15 protein-coding genes and 1 pseudogene are annotated in these 14,972 nt (G+C 64.0%); 6 read left to right on the forward strand and 10 right to left on the reverse strand.

What is annotated here, in order from left to right; all coding sequences use genetic code 11:
- Positions 1–396 precede the first annotated feature (396 nt).
- On the forward strand, positions 397–600 hold the full coding sequence (locus E5679_RS18435) for a cold-shock protein (protein WP_138413956.1): 204 nt from the start codon (positions 397–399) through the stop codon (positions 598–600).
- Positions 601–672: 72 nt separating this feature from the next.
- On the opposite strand, the gene E5679_RS18440 is transcribed toward E5679_RS18435, so the two are convergent.
- The gene (locus E5679_RS18440) at positions 673–1,332 is read right to left on the reverse strand and encodes a hypothetical protein (protein WP_138418623.1); all 660 of its coding nucleotides are present in this window, start codon (positions 1,330–1,332) and stop codon (positions 673–675) included.
- Between the two features lie 156 nt (positions 1,333–1,488).
- On the opposite strand from E5679_RS18440, the gene E5679_RS18445 reads away from it, so the two are divergent.
- The 4 genes from E5679_RS18445 (at position 1,489) to E5679_RS18455 (ending at position 3,635) form a co-directional block, all read left to right on the forward strand.
- Positions 1,489–1,770, forward strand: coding sequence for a hypothetical protein (locus E5679_RS18445; protein WP_171042444.1), 282 nt, complete (start codon positions 1,489–1,491; stop codon positions 1,768–1,770).
- 117 nt (positions 1,771–1,887) lie between these two features.
- Entirely contained in the window at positions 1,888–2,055 is a 168-nt protein-coding gene (locus E5679_RS20960; RefSeq protein WP_171042445.1) for a hypothetical protein, read from the forward strand.
- A 754-nt stretch (positions 2,056–2,809) separates the two neighbouring features.
- A complete protein-coding gene (locus E5679_RS18450; protein WP_171042446.1) occupies positions 2,810–3,097 on the forward strand; it encodes a hypothetical protein in 288 nt (95 codons plus the stop codon).
- A 91-nt stretch (positions 3,098–3,188) separates the two neighbouring features.
- Complete coding sequence (locus E5679_RS18455) at positions 3,189–3,635, forward strand: hypothetical protein (protein ID WP_138418630.1); 447 nt, start codon at positions 3,189–3,191, stop codon at positions 3,633–3,635.
- Here E5679_RS18455 and E5679_RS18460 read toward each other — a convergent pair.
- Together E5679_RS18460 and E5679_RS18465 are read right to left on the reverse strand one after the other, a co-directional pair.
- A complete protein-coding gene (locus tag E5679_RS18460; RefSeq protein ID WP_138418632.1) occupies positions 3,563–4,474 on the reverse strand; it encodes a hypothetical protein in 912 nt (303 codons plus the stop codon). The genes E5679_RS18455 and E5679_RS18460 overlap by 73 nt on opposite strands.
- Before the next feature lie 343 nt (positions 4,475–4,817).
- The gene (locus E5679_RS18465; RefSeq protein WP_249336227.1) at positions 4,818–5,390 is read right to left on the reverse strand and encodes a metal-dependent hydrolase; all 573 of its coding nucleotides are present in this window, start codon (positions 5,388–5,390) and stop codon (positions 4,818–4,820) included.
- A 517-nt stretch (positions 5,391–5,907) separates the two neighbouring features.
- Between E5679_RS18465 and E5679_RS18470 the strand changes: the two genes are divergently transcribed.
- Positions 5,908–6,462, forward strand: a complete 555-nt coding sequence (locus E5679_RS18470; RefSeq protein WP_138418634.1) for a hypothetical protein — start codon at positions 5,908–5,910, stop codon at positions 6,460–6,462.
- A gap of 344 nt (positions 6,463–6,806) precedes the next feature.
- Here the strand turns inward: E5679_RS18470 and E5679_RS18475 are convergent, their stop codons facing one another.
- The 7 genes and pseudogenes from E5679_RS18475 to E5679_RS20965 form a co-directional block, all read right to left on the reverse strand.
- Positions 6,807–8,546, reverse strand: a complete 1,740-nt coding sequence (locus tag E5679_RS18475; protein WP_171042447.1) for an NPCBM/NEW2 domain-containing protein — start codon at positions 8,544–8,546, stop codon at positions 6,807–6,809.
- Between the two features lie 536 nt (positions 8,547–9,082).
- A complete protein-coding gene (locus tag E5679_RS18480; protein WP_171042448.1) occupies positions 9,083–9,802 on the reverse strand; it encodes a GDSL-type esterase/lipase family protein in 720 nt (239 codons plus the stop codon).
- A 333-nt stretch (positions 9,803–10,135) separates the two neighbouring features.
- A complete protein-coding gene (locus E5679_RS18485) occupies positions 10,136–11,704 on the reverse strand; it encodes a hypothetical protein (RefSeq protein ID WP_138418640.1) in 1,569 nt (522 codons plus the stop codon).
- A 333-nt stretch (positions 11,705–12,037) separates the two neighbouring features.
- Positions 12,038–12,142, reverse strand: a pseudogene (locus tag E5679_RS21640) (zinc-ribbon domain-containing protein); the annotation flags it as partial.
- A 243-nt stretch (positions 12,143–12,385) separates the two neighbouring features.
- Complete coding sequence (locus E5679_RS18490) at positions 12,386–13,519, reverse strand: hypothetical protein (RefSeq protein WP_138418642.1); 1,134 nt, start codon at positions 13,517–13,519, stop codon at positions 12,386–12,388.
- 247 nt (positions 13,520–13,766) lie between these two features.
- Positions 13,767–14,486 (reverse strand): class I SAM-dependent methyltransferase, encoded by a 720-nt coding sequence (locus E5679_RS18495; protein ID WP_171042449.1) that lies wholly within the window; start codon positions 14,484–14,486, stop codon positions 13,767–13,769.
- Positions 14,487–14,617: 131 nt separating this feature from the next.
- Entirely contained in the window at positions 14,618–14,860 is a 243-nt protein-coding gene (locus E5679_RS20965; protein ID WP_171042450.1) for a hypothetical protein, read from the reverse strand.
- Positions 14,861–14,972: the final 112 nt, after the last annotated feature.

Consider the following 14,972-nt stretch of genomic DNA (forward strand, 5'->3'; position numbering starts at 1 on the left):
ATAGGCACGCCCTCCGCGCGATGCAGACGACGGATCTCGGCCCAATCCTCCACTCCCAACACCCTCCAAGCGTCGCGGAGGGGGTCAAAATTCACGCGACCCCAGAGGGTCAGTCTTCACGAGTCGCAGACAAGGGTGGCCTGGCGCACCGCCTCGGGCAGAGTCCGGCATCTTCTCGCCAGCCCCGCCGACCTCCAGCTGCCCAGCCGGGAGCGGCCCTGGGAAGGCCTGGAGATCCCTGGGCTGCTGGCCGGCAGGCCTTCACCACATCCCAAGTCGGCATGAGCACCTGCCTTGGCCCGTGGCCCAACGCACCCATAGGCTGGCCGGGAAGGACTGGCGTGGGAACCGGCCGTGAAGACTGCGGCCACGGCGCCAGCAGGGAAGGCAGCACCAATGGCTACAGGCACCGTGAAGTGGTTCAACTCGGAGAAGGGGTACGGCTTCATCGCCCCCGATGACGGGTCGGCGGACCTCTTCGCCCACTATTCGGAGATCGACGGGCGCGGCTTCAAGAGCCTTGACGAGGGCCAGAAGGTCGAGTACGAGGTCGGGCAGGGCCAGAAGGGCCCGCAGGCCCAGAAGATCCGCCCCCTCTGAACGGACGGCGCGGCTAAACCCGGAACGGGGCTTCCCAGTGAGAGGCCCCGTTCCGCTGTCTGAGGGCTGGCTTCAGCGGCGGCCGCTGGAGCTCGAGTTTCGGTACGAGTCCTGGCCCGTGCCGTGCTGCTCGGATGGCTTGTGCTCGGCGGCCTGGGTCGGGGCCGGCTGCGGCTGGGCCGCCTGGGTTGGTGCCGTTGAACCGGACCCTGCCTTGCCGTCCTGGCGGTGGGATGCGGAGTTGCCCGGCTGGGTCACGCCCTCGCACTGCCCGGAGAGGTCCTCGCCGCCGAGCCCGCCGTGGGCGTAGGCGTTGCACAGCCCGAACGCGGCCGGGCCGGTCGGGGACGGGCGGGCCGGTTCCGTCGCGGGGTCGGTGGGCTCTGGCGTCTCGGTCGGCTCCGCCGTGCTGGTGGGCTGGGCAGTGCCGGTCGGGGACGCCGTCGGGGTGGCCGTGTCCGTGGGCGAGGGCGTCGCCGTCGGCACCGCTGTGGGCGCGTCGGTTGGGCTTGGCGACACCGTCGCGCTCGTCGTGTCCGCGGGGGTGGCAGCGATCGCCGGCTGGGGTGCCGTGCTGGGGGCGGGAGCGCCGATCAGGCTGTGGGCGCCCTCCTGAAGCGGCTCGGGGAGACCGCCGGCATAGGCTGCCGCAGCGGTCCCGCCAACGATGGTGCTGGCGGCAAGCGCCCCGGCGGTGATCTTGCTGGTGATGAGCGTGGTCAGGAACGACACATGTCCTCCGTTGTCCTCTCGGGCGACTGCGATTCGGCCTTCACAGAGAACACTCGACGGCATTCGGCCGCACGTTAGCAGGTGAGGGCCGACTGTCAGATTGGACATGTACAATCCGGTCCACCGTACGAGACCGTCAATTGGGGGCGAAGAAGTGTGGACGAAGCAATGAGGCGGGAGCTCGCCCGACAGATCTCCGGTTTGGGAGAGCCGCGGCAGCAGGACGATGAGCAGTTCTGCGCGTGCCTCCGTGTGCTGGGCGATTTCCTGGCCGCACGGCGGCGCATGCCCGATGTGCGCGCCGAGGATGCGGACGAAGCAAGGCTCGGGTCATGGCTGAGGGCACAGCAGGCCGCTGAGAGGCGCGGCGCCCTCTCCGGCGCTCGGGGATCGAAGCTGCGGGAGCTCATCGGGCCCGGTTGGGCCGGCATGCGCTGAGCCGGGCGTGCCGGGGCCCACACCTGTCGGGAGTGCGTGGCATGCTGGTCGGGCGCCCCGCCGGCCTGTCCCTTGTCCGGTGTGGGCGCGCCAGCTTTCACAGACGGGAGGGGAACCGTGGACGAGACGCCGCCGCGGCCTGACCCTCAGCGCGAGCTCGAGCAGGCCGCGTGGGCCGCTGCCGAACGCACCGCCTCCGACTGGGTCTCAGGACGATACACCCCGCGCTGGGTCAAAGCCCTCGCCGAATCCGCCATGCCCACTTCGGGCCGCTCCGACGCCTGAATGCCTCCTCGCCCTCGCGCTGCTTGGCAGTCAGGCCTGCGATGAGACCCGTTCCGGCAGCCCGTGCGAGGACTGCCCCAGGATCCCGGCGATGATCTCCGGCACGATCTTCTCCGCGAGGTGGCGGGCGTGCTCGACCGGCATGAAGGAGTAGCCCGAGTACTGGCCGCCACAGGTGCAGCCGGGAATGCCGGCCTCCAGCCGTTCTCGGTGGGCGACGGTACGATCGACGGTTCATTCGAGCGGTACTCCTCGAACCATCTGCAGCCATCCGCCCGATGCGTCGCCCACCGGTGTCGAAGGGTGCTTGCCCGCAGTGGCCGCATTTGGCGGGTGGGGGTGAAGGCCCTGGAGGACTGAGACCCGTTGACCGCAATATATATAGATCTCCTTCTTAAGACATATCAAATATCAGCAGGGCAATGCGGCCAACTCGGCTGAACCCGTTCGTATCTATGAGAGCGTGCGTGTAAGAGCCCATCGGCGGCAGTGGGCGATGAGCCAATGGAGGCAGCCGAACAATCCACAGCATCGGCCTCCTCGCTTCCTGTGCGCGGCGAGGAGAAGCTGATCGGTTGGGATCGAGTGAGAGCCTCCTGCAAAACCTGTCTCGCCTCGGACAGCCACAGCCGCCTCGTCGTTAGGTCCTTTGCATGTCACTCCCTGACCCCGGACCACACTGCCTTGAACATGCCCCCAGTCGTCTGCGTCGAGGCAGAGGGAGCCCCCGTCGGAGGAGATGACGCCGGGGGCCATGGTCGGTTTTCCGGGGCTCGACGACCTCGGCCGGAAGGGCCTCGTGTATCTCGTCTCTGTACAGCTCAAGTTCGGCGTCCTACTGCCAGGGCCGCTCAAGCAGATATGCGGAAGCGGGGCGTGCCGGTGGCGCCGGGGGCGCGATGATCACCGGCCCGAAGAGGGTGACCTCGGATTCGGCGTGCTTGGTGGCGGCGAACTGGCTGCCGATCGGCCTGCCCGGGGGCTGACCGTTCTGGATGAGGGTGATCGTGACATCCTGCGTGCGGCACGCCGAGCTGATTGACGGCCGATGCGTCGTCGGTCGACGATGGGCTCAAAGTCTTCAGCGCCGGTGTGCTCCGGCGGGGACTTTCTGCGACCTAGTGGAGGCACAGGTGTTCGAGGACCGGGTCGAAGGCGAGGACCTCATCAAGCGCATCGAAGGATGCCTCATGGTCGACACCCAGTACTTGGAGCGGGTCGAGGAGTGGGATGTCGACCGTGTGACGGAGATCCGCAAGGCCGGGCGGGCCGCTGGCAAGAAGATCGGACGGAAGGTGCTGACGCACCGGACCCCGCCGCGGGGCGGAAGGGTCATGGTGTACGTCGGGATCGCTGACTTCACCGATGAGGAGAATGAGCGGATGGACCAGCAGGTGCCCGAGTTGCTCAAGAGGGCATTCAAGGACGGGCGCAGCCATCCGATTGAGTGCAGCAGCTCATTGGGCGGCGCTCAGTCAAAACACCCTGCAGCTGAAGCGGGCTGCGATCACACCCTCGTGTGCTGCTGTGACCAGGGAAGCTTCCGCTGCAAGTCGACGATGATGTCCTTCACCTTGTAGTAGCGGTATCCGTTCCTGATGCATCCGATCGCGCCCCAGACGATGGCTCCGTAGAAGGCGATGTAGGAGCCCCCGGTTTTCGAGGCTGAGGAGTACCCGGCGAGGGTGATGAAGAGACCGACCGTGAAGATGGCTCCATGGACCCACGTCCAGATCGCAAGCTTCCGGGCCGCCTGCTCGTAGTTGGCGATCGCCTCCAGGAGCATGCGGGACGCAGGGTCGGCGGCCGGTCGTGGGGTAGCCTGAGCGCTGGGTTGTGGCTTGGGTGCCGCAGCGCCGTGCCTGTTAGGCGGCGTGGGAGGCCGAGGCGGTGGCTCCTCGGTCCGTGTGGCGGCGTTCAGGACATCGGAGATCCTTCGTTCCGCGGCGCCTGCGAAGGCGTCCTTGCACTCGAGGAGCATTCGCGAATGCTCGATCGCTGCGAGGTGTTCGCTCGACCCAAACGGCAGGCCGTTCACCCAATCCCGAGCCTCGGTGATGATTCGGTCGTAGACCCGTGATCGTGCTGCCTGAATGGCCTTGCCTGCGAGTTCGCCATTCTTGAGATGGGCCACGGCGGCCGGTTGTCTGGTCTCAGCGGCAAGGCACGCAATCCACCAGGCGATGGAGTCCGCGGCGCTCTGGGCGGTTCTCGCGACTTGGTCTCGGGTGACTGCGGCTGGATGCCCGAGGTTGATGTCCTCGTCCAAGGGGACAGTGCTCATCCGAAGATGGCTGTCGACCGAGAAGACCCAGAGGGGCGGAGCTTTCGGCCAGCTCGGGTCAGGGGTCCAGCCGGATGGCGGCAGCCAGCCCGACGGCATCTGGGGCCAGCCTGGCGGCGTGTTGAAGACCTTCACTGCGACCTCTTCTTCGGGCTGATCTTTCGCGTGCAATCCGGATTAGACCATGCACAACGTCGTCGAGCGGCCCAATGGTGCGCGCCGCGCCTCAGTGGATCGCTGGGAGTCCCGTCATGACGGCGACCGTGGAGAGACCCGCCTTGCCCGTCCCGATCAGGGTGGTCCCGACGCCGAAGACCGCGTAGGCGCCGATCGGGACCAGCAGCAGCCATTCCCGCCACGACCCGGCGTTCCCCAGGACGGGGACGGTTGAAGTAGCCGTTGGGCTTCCACATCCACGAGATCACGGGCAGCTGGGTGATCGCCTTCGGCGGCTTCACCGTGAGCGGCCACACGAGGTTCACCCCGCCGGTGGTGAGCATGTCCCCGAGGATGTGCACGATGACCCGAGGCCCGTGGCGAGAGGGAACCAGCCCTCCTCCTGGGGCGCGAACAGGGCGATGAAGGCCCCCAGCGCCAGGCCGACGACCCAGGGGGACTTCCGCATGGAGTCCGGGATGATCTTCAGCGCCTTCGCGGCGAACGCGGCCAGCAGAACGGACAGGATGCCCGCCCCGATGCCGACCTGCCCGAACCAGTCCGTGTGCATGGCCCACAGCCCGGCCAGCCAGGCGACGCCCGTGAACGCGGCGATCCCGATGACCGAGTGGGTGCCGTGCCGGTGCCCGCCGGCGGCCGCCCCGATCCCGCCGCACATCGCGTTGGAGACCGGCGGGAGGGAGTAGGCGATGGTGGCCGAGTGGTGGTCGGCGTCGGGGATGAGGGCCGCCCCCGCGGTGACGAGCGCACCGGTGACCACCCCGACGGGCGAGACGTGCAGCAGCCCGAGGCCGATGTCGAACCCGGCAGGGCCGAGCCTCGCCTTCTCGGTGAGCGCGGTCAGGTCGACGTGCAGCTGCGTGGTCGCGGCCACCAAGCGGCGGCACCGCAGGCGGCGTGGTGGGCACCCATCATGGGGGCGGGTCTCCTCAGGTCAAACGGTGTCTTTGACCTGTATGTCTGCGGCCCGGCCCCGCACCCGCTCGGTAGCCTCCGGCGGTCGGCTGCTGCTGCTCTGGGCACTACTTGCGCATCATTGCTCAGGCTGCGCCAAGTCCGTCCTGTCCTCCAAAGAGGGGACGTACGCTCGGTCAGCCGCTTGGATTGGGACTCTTAGTCTCGGAGGCAGAAGACGATGTGAACGAATAACTTGTGCCGAGCAGGCCCAAGGGGGAGACACGTTCAATAAAGGGGACTGAATGCGTTCACATCGGGCTTATTTGGCACTCGCGATCCTTGTGGCGATGGGCGTGATGGGATGCGGCTCGACCCAGAAACAGGACGAGGCTAGCCCGGTGGGAAGCACGACACCCTCAATCACAGCTGCCCGTCCAGACAGTGCTCCCTCCAGGACGCCTGTCCCCACCCCAACTCCAACAAGCACTCTGTCGATGACGGCTGTTGCCTCGATGATGCCAACGGCAGCCGATCTTTCCGCGGCTACCAGCATTCCGCCAGGGTTGCGGGTGAACTTGAAACGATCCCTAGGTGACTGGGTCTCGCATGACACTCTTCCAGGTCCATGTCGGTTCGCGTACTTCCAAGTCCCCGCCTTCGGCGACGAGACGGCCTCCGATCCCTCTTGGAATCTTCCTGCCATAGATTTCCAGGCCAACACCGACAAGTCGCTCTACCAACAGGCCATTCGGATCTTTGAAGATGCTCAAGGGGCTGCTGATTACGTCCGGAAGGCTGCCGGAAAGCTTCCCGAGTGCGAGTCTTTCACCGATGCGCAGAAGACCGACTGGACGATGATGCGCAAGGACCTCCAGGGGCTGCCCCCGCAGGCCATCGCCTGGACCGACAGGGCAAGCACCCCGAGTACCGTCGTCATCGTGCCAGTCAAAAAAGCGGTCGTGCAGGTGTCGGGGATGCATGTGTCGGACCAGGATCTTGCGATGGCCGCACGCACGGCAGCCGCCAAAGTTGGCGCTGCTCTCCAGTAGGGCGACCGCAAACGGCCGGGGCCCGGGCGGCAACCCGTCTGGATGCATTGGCGACGCCTGTCCGGTGACGGTGAGCCAAAAGTCCCGCCAGGCATAACTCTGGCCGCGATTTTCTCGGCCAGCGGAACCTGCCACCAGCACCTTCCCGCCAGGCTGCTTGCAAGGGGAGCAGGCGTCGGCGGATGCCGCTGAGCTTCCAATTCGGCGTCGGCGTTAAGGACCCCCAAGCATGGCCGCCCGGGATCGACCTCGCCGGCAGCCAGCGCGCGCTGCACGATGCCAGTCCCCGCGGACATTCTTTTGTAAACGTAAAGAACGGGAAGAGCGTAACTGGCATTAAAACCTTATGGTCCTGGTGATGGGTTCTCGGAGCAGTAGATCCGAGGGCTCCCCCAGGCAGCGAGAGTCGCGTTATAGCCGGGGAAGTCGAGTTGGAGCCGGAGTCTGGTAGCACCGGTGACATTGAGGTGCAGATTCTGCGGCTCGTTGTAATAGCCGATCGAACTTTGGGCCTTCTGTGCACCGTCGACGAACACTGTGAACGTTGCGCTGCTCGTTGGGCTGCTCGCCAGCGTGCTTATTCCTATCCCCGTTTCGAACGAGGTGCACTTGCCATTGAGCGCGAAGTCAACCCAGTTCTGTCGCATGTCCGTCGGGAGCTTCCCTTGGTACCGGTACACCATGCTCTTCGGGTATTTGGTCGTGCGGATGGTGGCCGTCCTCATGTCGTATTGGCCCCCGTCGTATGTTATTGCCCGAGTCTCCTCGTCATCGAGGCCGAACCACTTCTGACCAGCACCTGCGGTGTCCGTGGGGCTGGAAGTGGAGGAGGCTGTGGCAGGGGATGACGCGGCGGCTGAGCCCGGAAGAGCCACCGAGGCAGCGTTTCCCGCCTCGGCTCTGACGCTCCCGACGACTGGGTTGACGCCGTTGAGTGTACGCATGAGGTTCGCGTGAGAGCAGGGGAGGCCGCCGGGGCTGAACAAATCGAGAGGGTTGCCACTGCGGACGTCGCCGTCTCGGGCGTACTGGACGGACCCGTAGCGCCCGAACAGCTGCACTGCGCAGGGGTCATTGTTCGTGCTTGTCGATCCCGAAAGTGCAGAATCATTTGTCACTGGGCCGTCGCCAATGTTGATCGCGGGATCGGATGCGAGGGTGAAGAAGTCTATTCCGCGCACGTTGATCGTTCCGTCTACTGCATGAACAGGCATGCCCGCCGGCCACTGCGGCAGCGCAGCAAGTTCGCTTGATCCGGTCCGGAGTGCGCGTCCACCGTCGGAATCTAGGCTGCCGACGAACGGTGGGATCGCCGAACATGGGCCTCCGATCTTACCCCCTGTCGTATAGACGCGCCCGCAGGCCTGGAGGAATAACCAAGCTGCTGCCAGCGCTCCCGTGGCGAGGTTGTCGTCGCCAGTGAGCACGCCAATCTGTGATGCACCGCCCACAGCGGCTAGCGCTCTAGCGATGTCGGAGCCGGTGTTTGGCGTACCGAAAGTGTCCACACTTGCGACCCGTGCGGAGATCGGCTGCCCCGTGCTGTCCTTCTGCGCGAGGGCGAAGCGGGTCGCAAGGCCTCCCATGGAGTGGGCTACGACGGCGGCCTTCCTGCCGAAGTGTCCCGTGAGGCACTCGATGGCCGATGCGAGCTTCGGCCCAATGTTTGAGTCGGTTACCCAGCGGCTAGCGTACTGGCTGTAGTCGAAGTCGTACACGGCCACTCCTGGGATCGACTGCAGTCTGCCCGTCAGGGAGGTGGCTATCGATAACGGCTTTCCGCCGTCGAAACTATCTCCGAAAAGGTTGGCTGGCTGTTCGAAGTTGTTAGGGCCTCCCGTCCAGCCGTGGACGAGTATTACGGGCATAGCCTTGCCGTCGGCGTCTGGTTTCGGCGTGATGGGCTGGCCGCTCGGGTCCTTGTCCTTCACGGGAGCTGGATAGACTCCGAATTGCTCGTCACATCCCTCGTACAGGAAGCTTCCAGGAGCCGGGGTTGCATCGGCAAGGGCCGCATTGATTCCCGCTCCTGTGGCCAGCAGGAGCGCCAAGGCCGCCGCAGTGATGCGATTTGACGTTTTCACTGGCCCTCCTGAAGGGTGCCGAAGACCTTCCAATTGCCGTTCTCCCGGACCATGAGCACCGTGTAGCGTGTTGCTCCGCCTTGGGCTGGTGAAAGCTCGACCGCGACACTGCCCGTCGTATCGCTGCCTTGGTCCCATGAATTGGGAATTGTTTGAGTCTTCGAATCTGACGGAATCCCTGAGGCTGCTCGCGAACGGAACGGGCTCGATGATGCCACTTCTCCTGAGGGGTCCGAAGGAAGCCTGGCGATCGCGTCGCTGATCTCCTGGGGAACCGGCCGCAGGGTCTCGGTGGGGGAAGGCGACTGCGGCGGCGTCGCCGAGATTGCCTCTGCAGGCGCACTGGCGGCGGGCCGGCTCAAGAGGAACGATCCCACTGCTAGAACAATTGCGAGTAGGACTATCAGGCCGGCACCAGCGAGGATCAATCGGCGACGCTTTTCCACATAACCAGATCGCCCGATACGACCAGTGCATGCAAGCTTGCCATGTGACACTGGCGTTTGGCGTCGGCTGTTCGGGGGACACCGGACCGCTCATCGGAGGATGGCAGGATTGCTCTCTCTCGAAGGGGGATTCGGTGTTGACAAAGACTTTGCGATGGCACTCGACACCTCGGAGGTGAGCGCTTCGTAGCCGGCCTCAGTAGGGTGGAGGAGCTCTTGCCCGCCCGCCACGTGCCGTTCTGCCTCGAGTAGGCCGCCGAAGGTCACTGTATGCACGAGGGGGTCCGGTTGGCAGGCACCATGACCGGCGAACGCTTCTTGGGTGGAGGCCACGAACTTGACTCGGTATCCATCAACAGCGGCGTCCGCAGCCGCCTTTCGTATCGCGTTGTCCACAGTTTCTATCAGCTCGGCCCCGAAGGCAGCCTCGTCGGAGGCCAGTGACCCGCAGTCGCCGCCGCTTGGTTGATCGAAGATCTGGGGATACGCAGGGACATACAGCGATGCTCGACTCCCCGTGACGATCGATTCATAGAGTGCCTTCAGCCGGGGTTCCAAGGCTCGGGCCTCAGAAAGGGCGCGTTCAGTGCGAACACGGTCGGCCGTGCAGTCCTCGGCGCTGAGCACGCACTGATTGCGTAGGTCGGCGAAGCCTATGTCGTTACCGCCGATCCAGAGGATGACGATGTCAGGACTGAACGCGCGTATGCGGTCGATCTGCGGCGGCTCCGGCGGATCGTTGTAGAGCTCGTCGCCCTGCGGGCCTGCTATCGACGCCGTGACTGCCCGAGAGCATGCGAAATCTGCCACAGTGGCGCCGGTGCCGGCGAGGAGTCCTAGCGTGCTCCTGTGGCACCGGGCATGCGGCTGATCGGTGGCGGCAGATAGGCGCCTGCGCCTTCGCCCGACGCTATTGAGTCTCCTGCCAACGCGATCCGCAATCCTACGAGGCTGGGAATCGGTGCCTGGCTAGACGGTGCAGACGGTAGGGGAGCTGTGCCCGAAGCCCGATATGGATCTGGGGCTGTGCAGGCCGACGCGAGGGTGGCGACGGCAAGGATGGCCACACACTTAAAGACGCCTCTCGGGCCGCACAGCCTCCCTAATCTGTCGCGGCCCGAGGGATCATGCTGACGTTTTCGCTCACCTGTCAAACGACGCCGATGCGTACGCGTACGACGATCGGGAGGAGGAGTAGCCATAGAGTGTTGTTTCCTGGACGTCGAGCTTGACCTGGTGGGCTCCCGGGTCGAGGTGGATCTTGGTGGATCCGTAGCCGAGGTTGTTCCTGTGGCCGTCCACAAGTACGGAGTAGTACGCCCGGCTGTCGAAGCTTGCAGACTGGGTGATCGTCAGGTCTGCCCCTCCGGGTCCCACTGCCTCGACGCCAACTGGGGAATCGGCGCTAAGAGAGCCCTGGCTACAGCCGCACGAGGTGAAGACCCCCTCATTGACCGGGTGTGCGAGCTTGACAGTCGCCGTGACCTGGCCAGGCTTCAGGGCTGTGAAGACAGCCACGTATTCCCCTGCATCAAGGACAGCCGTGCCCTGCCCGTATTCGGTCTTGCCGTCCTTCGCGTAGAAGCGTGTCGATGCGCCCGTGCCGCCTTCTGAGGCGTTCGAGATTACGGAGCGGCGGTCGACCTTGAATGTGCGCACCGCAAACCCGGCATCGTTGAACTTCACGTCGGTGGCCTGGTCGAGCTGGACGGACCCTTGCGCGTTCTGCCCCTGCATAAGGTTAGCGAGCCGGAGGGCTTGGTCGTTGCTGAGACCGCTGGCGATGCTCACGACGTGATCGGCGATGCTGTCGAGGAGGCTGACCTTCCATTTGCCGTGCTCGTTCACGGTCGTGAGGGCGAACTTCCCGTCCTTGGCGAAATAGGAGAGCGGGTCGAGGGCGCCGTAGTACTGCTGCAGGAACGCCGATGGCTGGAGGCATTGGTTGTAGTTCGTCCCGCTTGCGCATCGGTCGTTCAATGAGAACCGCGCACCGTTCCATATGGTGCCTTCGAGTCGGCTGACAACGGCTTGGCCTCGGGACGCGTCCTGCTGCCCGTCCGTGAACTCCGCGGCAGTGACAGCCGCGTGGAAGTAGGTCTTGTCAGCCTTGTCCAGGATGTGGGAGTAGAGGTATCCTGCGCGGGCTTCGTCGTCCACGAGGTTGGCAGCCAGCTGGGCAGGATTGAGGCTCTGCGCCGAATTCACTGCATTTGTTGCCGCTTCATGAGGGGAATTCGCTCCCTCAGGCAGTGTCGTGGGGATTGTGCCTCGGGGGAGGCCGAGGTTCGAATTGATCGCATCCAGGAGCGTCATCGTGCCGCTTATGAACCAGCGGCCGTCGTTTCGTACCGCCACAAGTGTCAGGTTGCCGATCTTGGAGAGGTCCGTCTTGGATTCTGTGGGGTTGTAGTTGCCCGAGTGATCGACGAACGCGCGGATGAGCCCCTTCGTGGCCTTGGGATCGATCTTGACGTCGATCTGCCCTTGAGGAACTTTCACCAAGGCGACGTCGTCCGAGACCTTGGTGACCTGAGTGCTGACTCCTGTGATGCTGATGTCGACACCGTCGAAGTCGAGTCCGGTCCCGGCGTCAGCGCTGGATTCGTTGCTGCTCCTCTTGGCAGCGTCGACGATGCCGGAGGTTGAGATCTTGTCCTGAACGGCCTTTTGGGCCCGCGCGAGTGCGTCACGCTCTCGTGGCGAAACCATCGAGAGCGTGCCTAGAAGATCTTTTTTCTGTATGGATTCGATTGTCGAGGTCACAACCGCTTCGGGAGAATCAGCGCCCCCGCGGAGGATGTTGGACGCGATCACCCACCCTGTGATGATTAGGGCGAGGAGAACAAGGCTGGCGCTGGAGATCAGGATCACCCTGCGGGATAGGTGCAGCTTCGCTTTCGGTAGAGACCAGCCTTTTGTGTTGTCACTTCGGCTCTCGAACGCGGAGGGCGGCTGCTGTCCCGCGCCCGACTCTGTGGGGGATAAAGCCTGCGGAGGTTGGCTTGGGAGTGGGGGAGCCTTGAGAGCGGGAGCTTGAAGGGGCGAGCCACAAGATCCACAGAATCGAGCGGCCTCGCTGGCTTCCGAGCCACAGGAAGTACAGAATTGCCGCCTCGTGGTGGCGGAGTCGTCGTGGATTGTGGTCATTGCGATGTCCCCCTCGAATCCTGGCTGTACGAGATCGGCGCAGCCAGCCCAGAACTTTCTTCTTATCTATCCGCTTTGGCCAGGTCCGATTTCAATCCGCAGCGGTTCGGAAGGTCCTGCTCGTCCTCTGAAAAGTGGACACGGTTGGCAGATGGGACGAGCGGTTCCGCGTTTGCCCGCGGCTCAGGATGGCAGGTGGAAGGGGCTGGAGGGAGCTGTGACGACGATTCACTGTTCTCGGGTCTACAAACTCGCCGATGGGGACGCGGAGACGAAGCCTCGGCTGCTCGAGGAGCTCGTTGCGGTGCTCAGGTCCGCGTCTCGAATCGCTGCCCCTCCTTGCTGGGCGACGAGCCCGTCTTCCCACACTGTCCATCCATCGAGGGATGCAATTGGGTAGTGCCCAGTGGGGTTAGGAGTGGTTGTGTTCCCGCTGACGTCGACGACCAGCTTCTGATCCGTCGTTTCGATGTAGAGGTACTTGCCGTTGAGGGCTTTGAAGGTTGCTCTCAAGGCATTGGCCCGTTCAGGAGGCAGGGACCATTTCTGAGCTCCTGTGCTTGCGTCAATTACGCTGAAGATTTTCGTTGCGTTGTAGTTGGTGTCGGCCCCTTGAAAGCCTTCTTCGCCGGCGAGATCGCCCTTGGTGAGGGAGCCCATTGCGCACGCGAGGCCGTTCGGGATCGTGACGCATGAGTCGTTGTATGTGTCCGAGTTGACCTGCTCCCGGTATATCGCGTGCTTCGGGTCCGGGAATGTAACGGATGGGTGGATGGTGCAGAACCCGTACGCTCCGGGCCCCTGCGTGTATCCCTTGAGGGGTGTGCCGTCTGAGACGTTCACGATGGAGGTTTTGTGGCAGTATGGCGACGGTTTCTCATGTGAGTCCATGATGACGACAAAGCCGCTTGGCGGGGCCTCGTCGCGCTGATAGATCGAGCCCGGGCTTGTCCACATTTGACTTCCCGAGCGGGCGTCAAAACCAACGGTTGATGTCTGCCCGCCCGATTCGACGACCGTCGCGACTACGTTGTCGTTGGAGCCGTGAATCTCAAAGGGCAGCGATTCGTCCGACTTCGCCTCCGCGATCTGGTGTGAGTCTCCCACCTTGCCGCTGACCGGATCGTATGTCTCGAGGACGGCTATTTTCTTCTCTGGGTCCAGACCCGAGGCTGGTACTCGCAAGTCCATCAGGACGGCGAGGAGGGGCCTCTCCGTGGGGCCTATTCCTGCGATGTTCCAGCCCTGGACTTCGCCTTGGACGCCAGCTGAAAGGGCTGAAATCGGTACATCGAACGTCCCCTTCCCCGGCAGGAATACTTGTGTCGATTTCCCGTAGCCGCCAGTTGGGCGGGAAGGGACCAGGAAGTGTCCCATGACGTGCGTCCCTGGGGAAACCAAGGCTCGGGGTGTTTCGGTGGGTGTAGGAGTGGGAGTGGGTGTTGCTGAATAGGCCGGAGCAGGGGAGCTTGGAGGCGGAGTTGTGGCTCCCGTTGCTTGCGGTGAACCGCAAGCAGCCAGCGCCAGAATGGGTGAGGCTATGGCTGCCAACCATGGGACGGTCTTGCCAGCTTTTGGTCGCATCAATTTCCTATCTGATTTCGGCGTTTGCCTGGCACGTCGTTTATTCCTGCGACCATGAAGTTTCGGGTCGGCTGGCGGTCTGCCGATGGTCGGTGCCGGCGGGCTGTATGGCAGGAGTAGGCGGGCTTTGCCGTCGAATCACGACGATTCGCTGGCAATTAGCCATCATCTGATCACGCAAGATCTCTATTTCGCTCGATCCGAAGATCGCCTGCTCGACAGCTTCGCCGGCATACCGCTGAGTACCTGTGAATGCAGCAGCGATGCCTATGAGTCCACGAAGGGTGTGAGCGGTCTTGGCGCTGATCAGCGCGCGTCCGAGGCTTCTATCGATCCGGTAGACGGACAAGGCATCGATACCGTCCAGAGGCCAGCACACGAAGATGATTCCGTCCGGTCGGCAAAGGCGCTTGGCCTCCCGGAGGACCGCTCTCGGGTCGGGGTGCAGATGCAGGACATTGCACAAGAGCACGCACTCAGCAGATGCCGATGGTAGCCCTGTCGCCTCGATCCTCCCCACAAGAAGACCCTGGTCGATTCGATTCCTCTGAATGGCTCGCCTGAGCATGGCGGGGGACCTGTCGACGCCAAGGACGTGTGCCCTTTGCCGGCTCGTCATGAGCCCGGTCCCGCACCCCAGGTCTACGACAGTGCTTGCATGACCTGTGTGGGTTTCGGCAGCCGCGGCAAGGGCCTCGGTCAGTGGCGAGGCCCAGATCGCGTCATAAACGGTTGCGTAGAGCGACCAGAAGGCATGCACGCGCCGCCTCTCAGCTCGGGCGCTGGCGGTTGGCCCTGTCCTGTTCAGCCCGCTTGCGGACGTACTCTCGCCCCCATGCGACTGCAGCGATGATGCCGATGAAGATGATCCCGTAGATGATCTCCATGGGTTCACCAGATGACCCACTTGCTGCCCGGAAGCAGCAGGTAGATCCCGTAGGCCATGCAGAGGGGCCCCGCCCACCAGCCGCCCCTCGCGAAAACGGCGATCAGCAAGATGACTCCGATGATCAGCAGGATGACGCCCCAGGCCTTGGTCAGGAACCAGCCGATGCCGTGGGCAGCAGCGCCGGCCCCGTGAGCGACCTTGTCGGCGACCTCCCAGCCGGTCATCTTCGAATTGTCGTTCGTCATCCCTCTGCCCCATCTGTAGCGGATTGCCCTTATGCGCTCCGTTCTAGACCCGTGTTGCAGGGCCGGGCCCCACATGCGGCGAAGATCCACGGCAGTGTCGGCCATTCGGGGG

The organism is Sinomonas gamaensis (assembly GCF_005876955.1).
Lineage (GTDB): Bacteria > Actinomycetota > Actinomycetes > Actinomycetales > Micrococcaceae > Sinomonas > Sinomonas gamaensis.

Excerpts from the sequence above, each read along its gene's own strand:
- E5679_RS18435 (WP_138413956.1), top strand. The coding sequence starts at position 397 with ATGGCTACAGGCACCGTGAAGTGGTTCAACTCGGAGAAGGGGTACGGC.
- E5679_RS18450 (WP_171042446.1), top strand. The coding sequence starts at position 2,810 with ATGGTCGGTTTTCCGGGGCTCGACGACCTCGGCCGGAAGGGCCTCGTG.
- E5679_RS18470 (WP_138418634.1), top strand. The coding sequence starts at position 5,908 with ATGACGGCTGTTGCCTCGATGATGCCAACGGCAGCCGATCTTTCCGCG.
- E5679_RS18485 (WP_138418640.1), bottom strand. The coding sequence starts at position 11,704 with ATGGTTTCGCCACGAGAGCGTGACGCACTCGCGCGGGCCCAAAAGGCC.
- E5679_RS18490 (WP_138418642.1), bottom strand. The coding sequence starts at position 13,519 with ATGGGACACTTCCTGGTCCCTTCCCGCCCAACTGGCGGCTACGGGAAA.
- E5679_RS20965 (WP_171042450.1), bottom strand. The coding sequence starts at position 14,860 with ATGACGAACGACAATTCGAAGATGACCGGCTGGGAGGTCGCCGACAAG.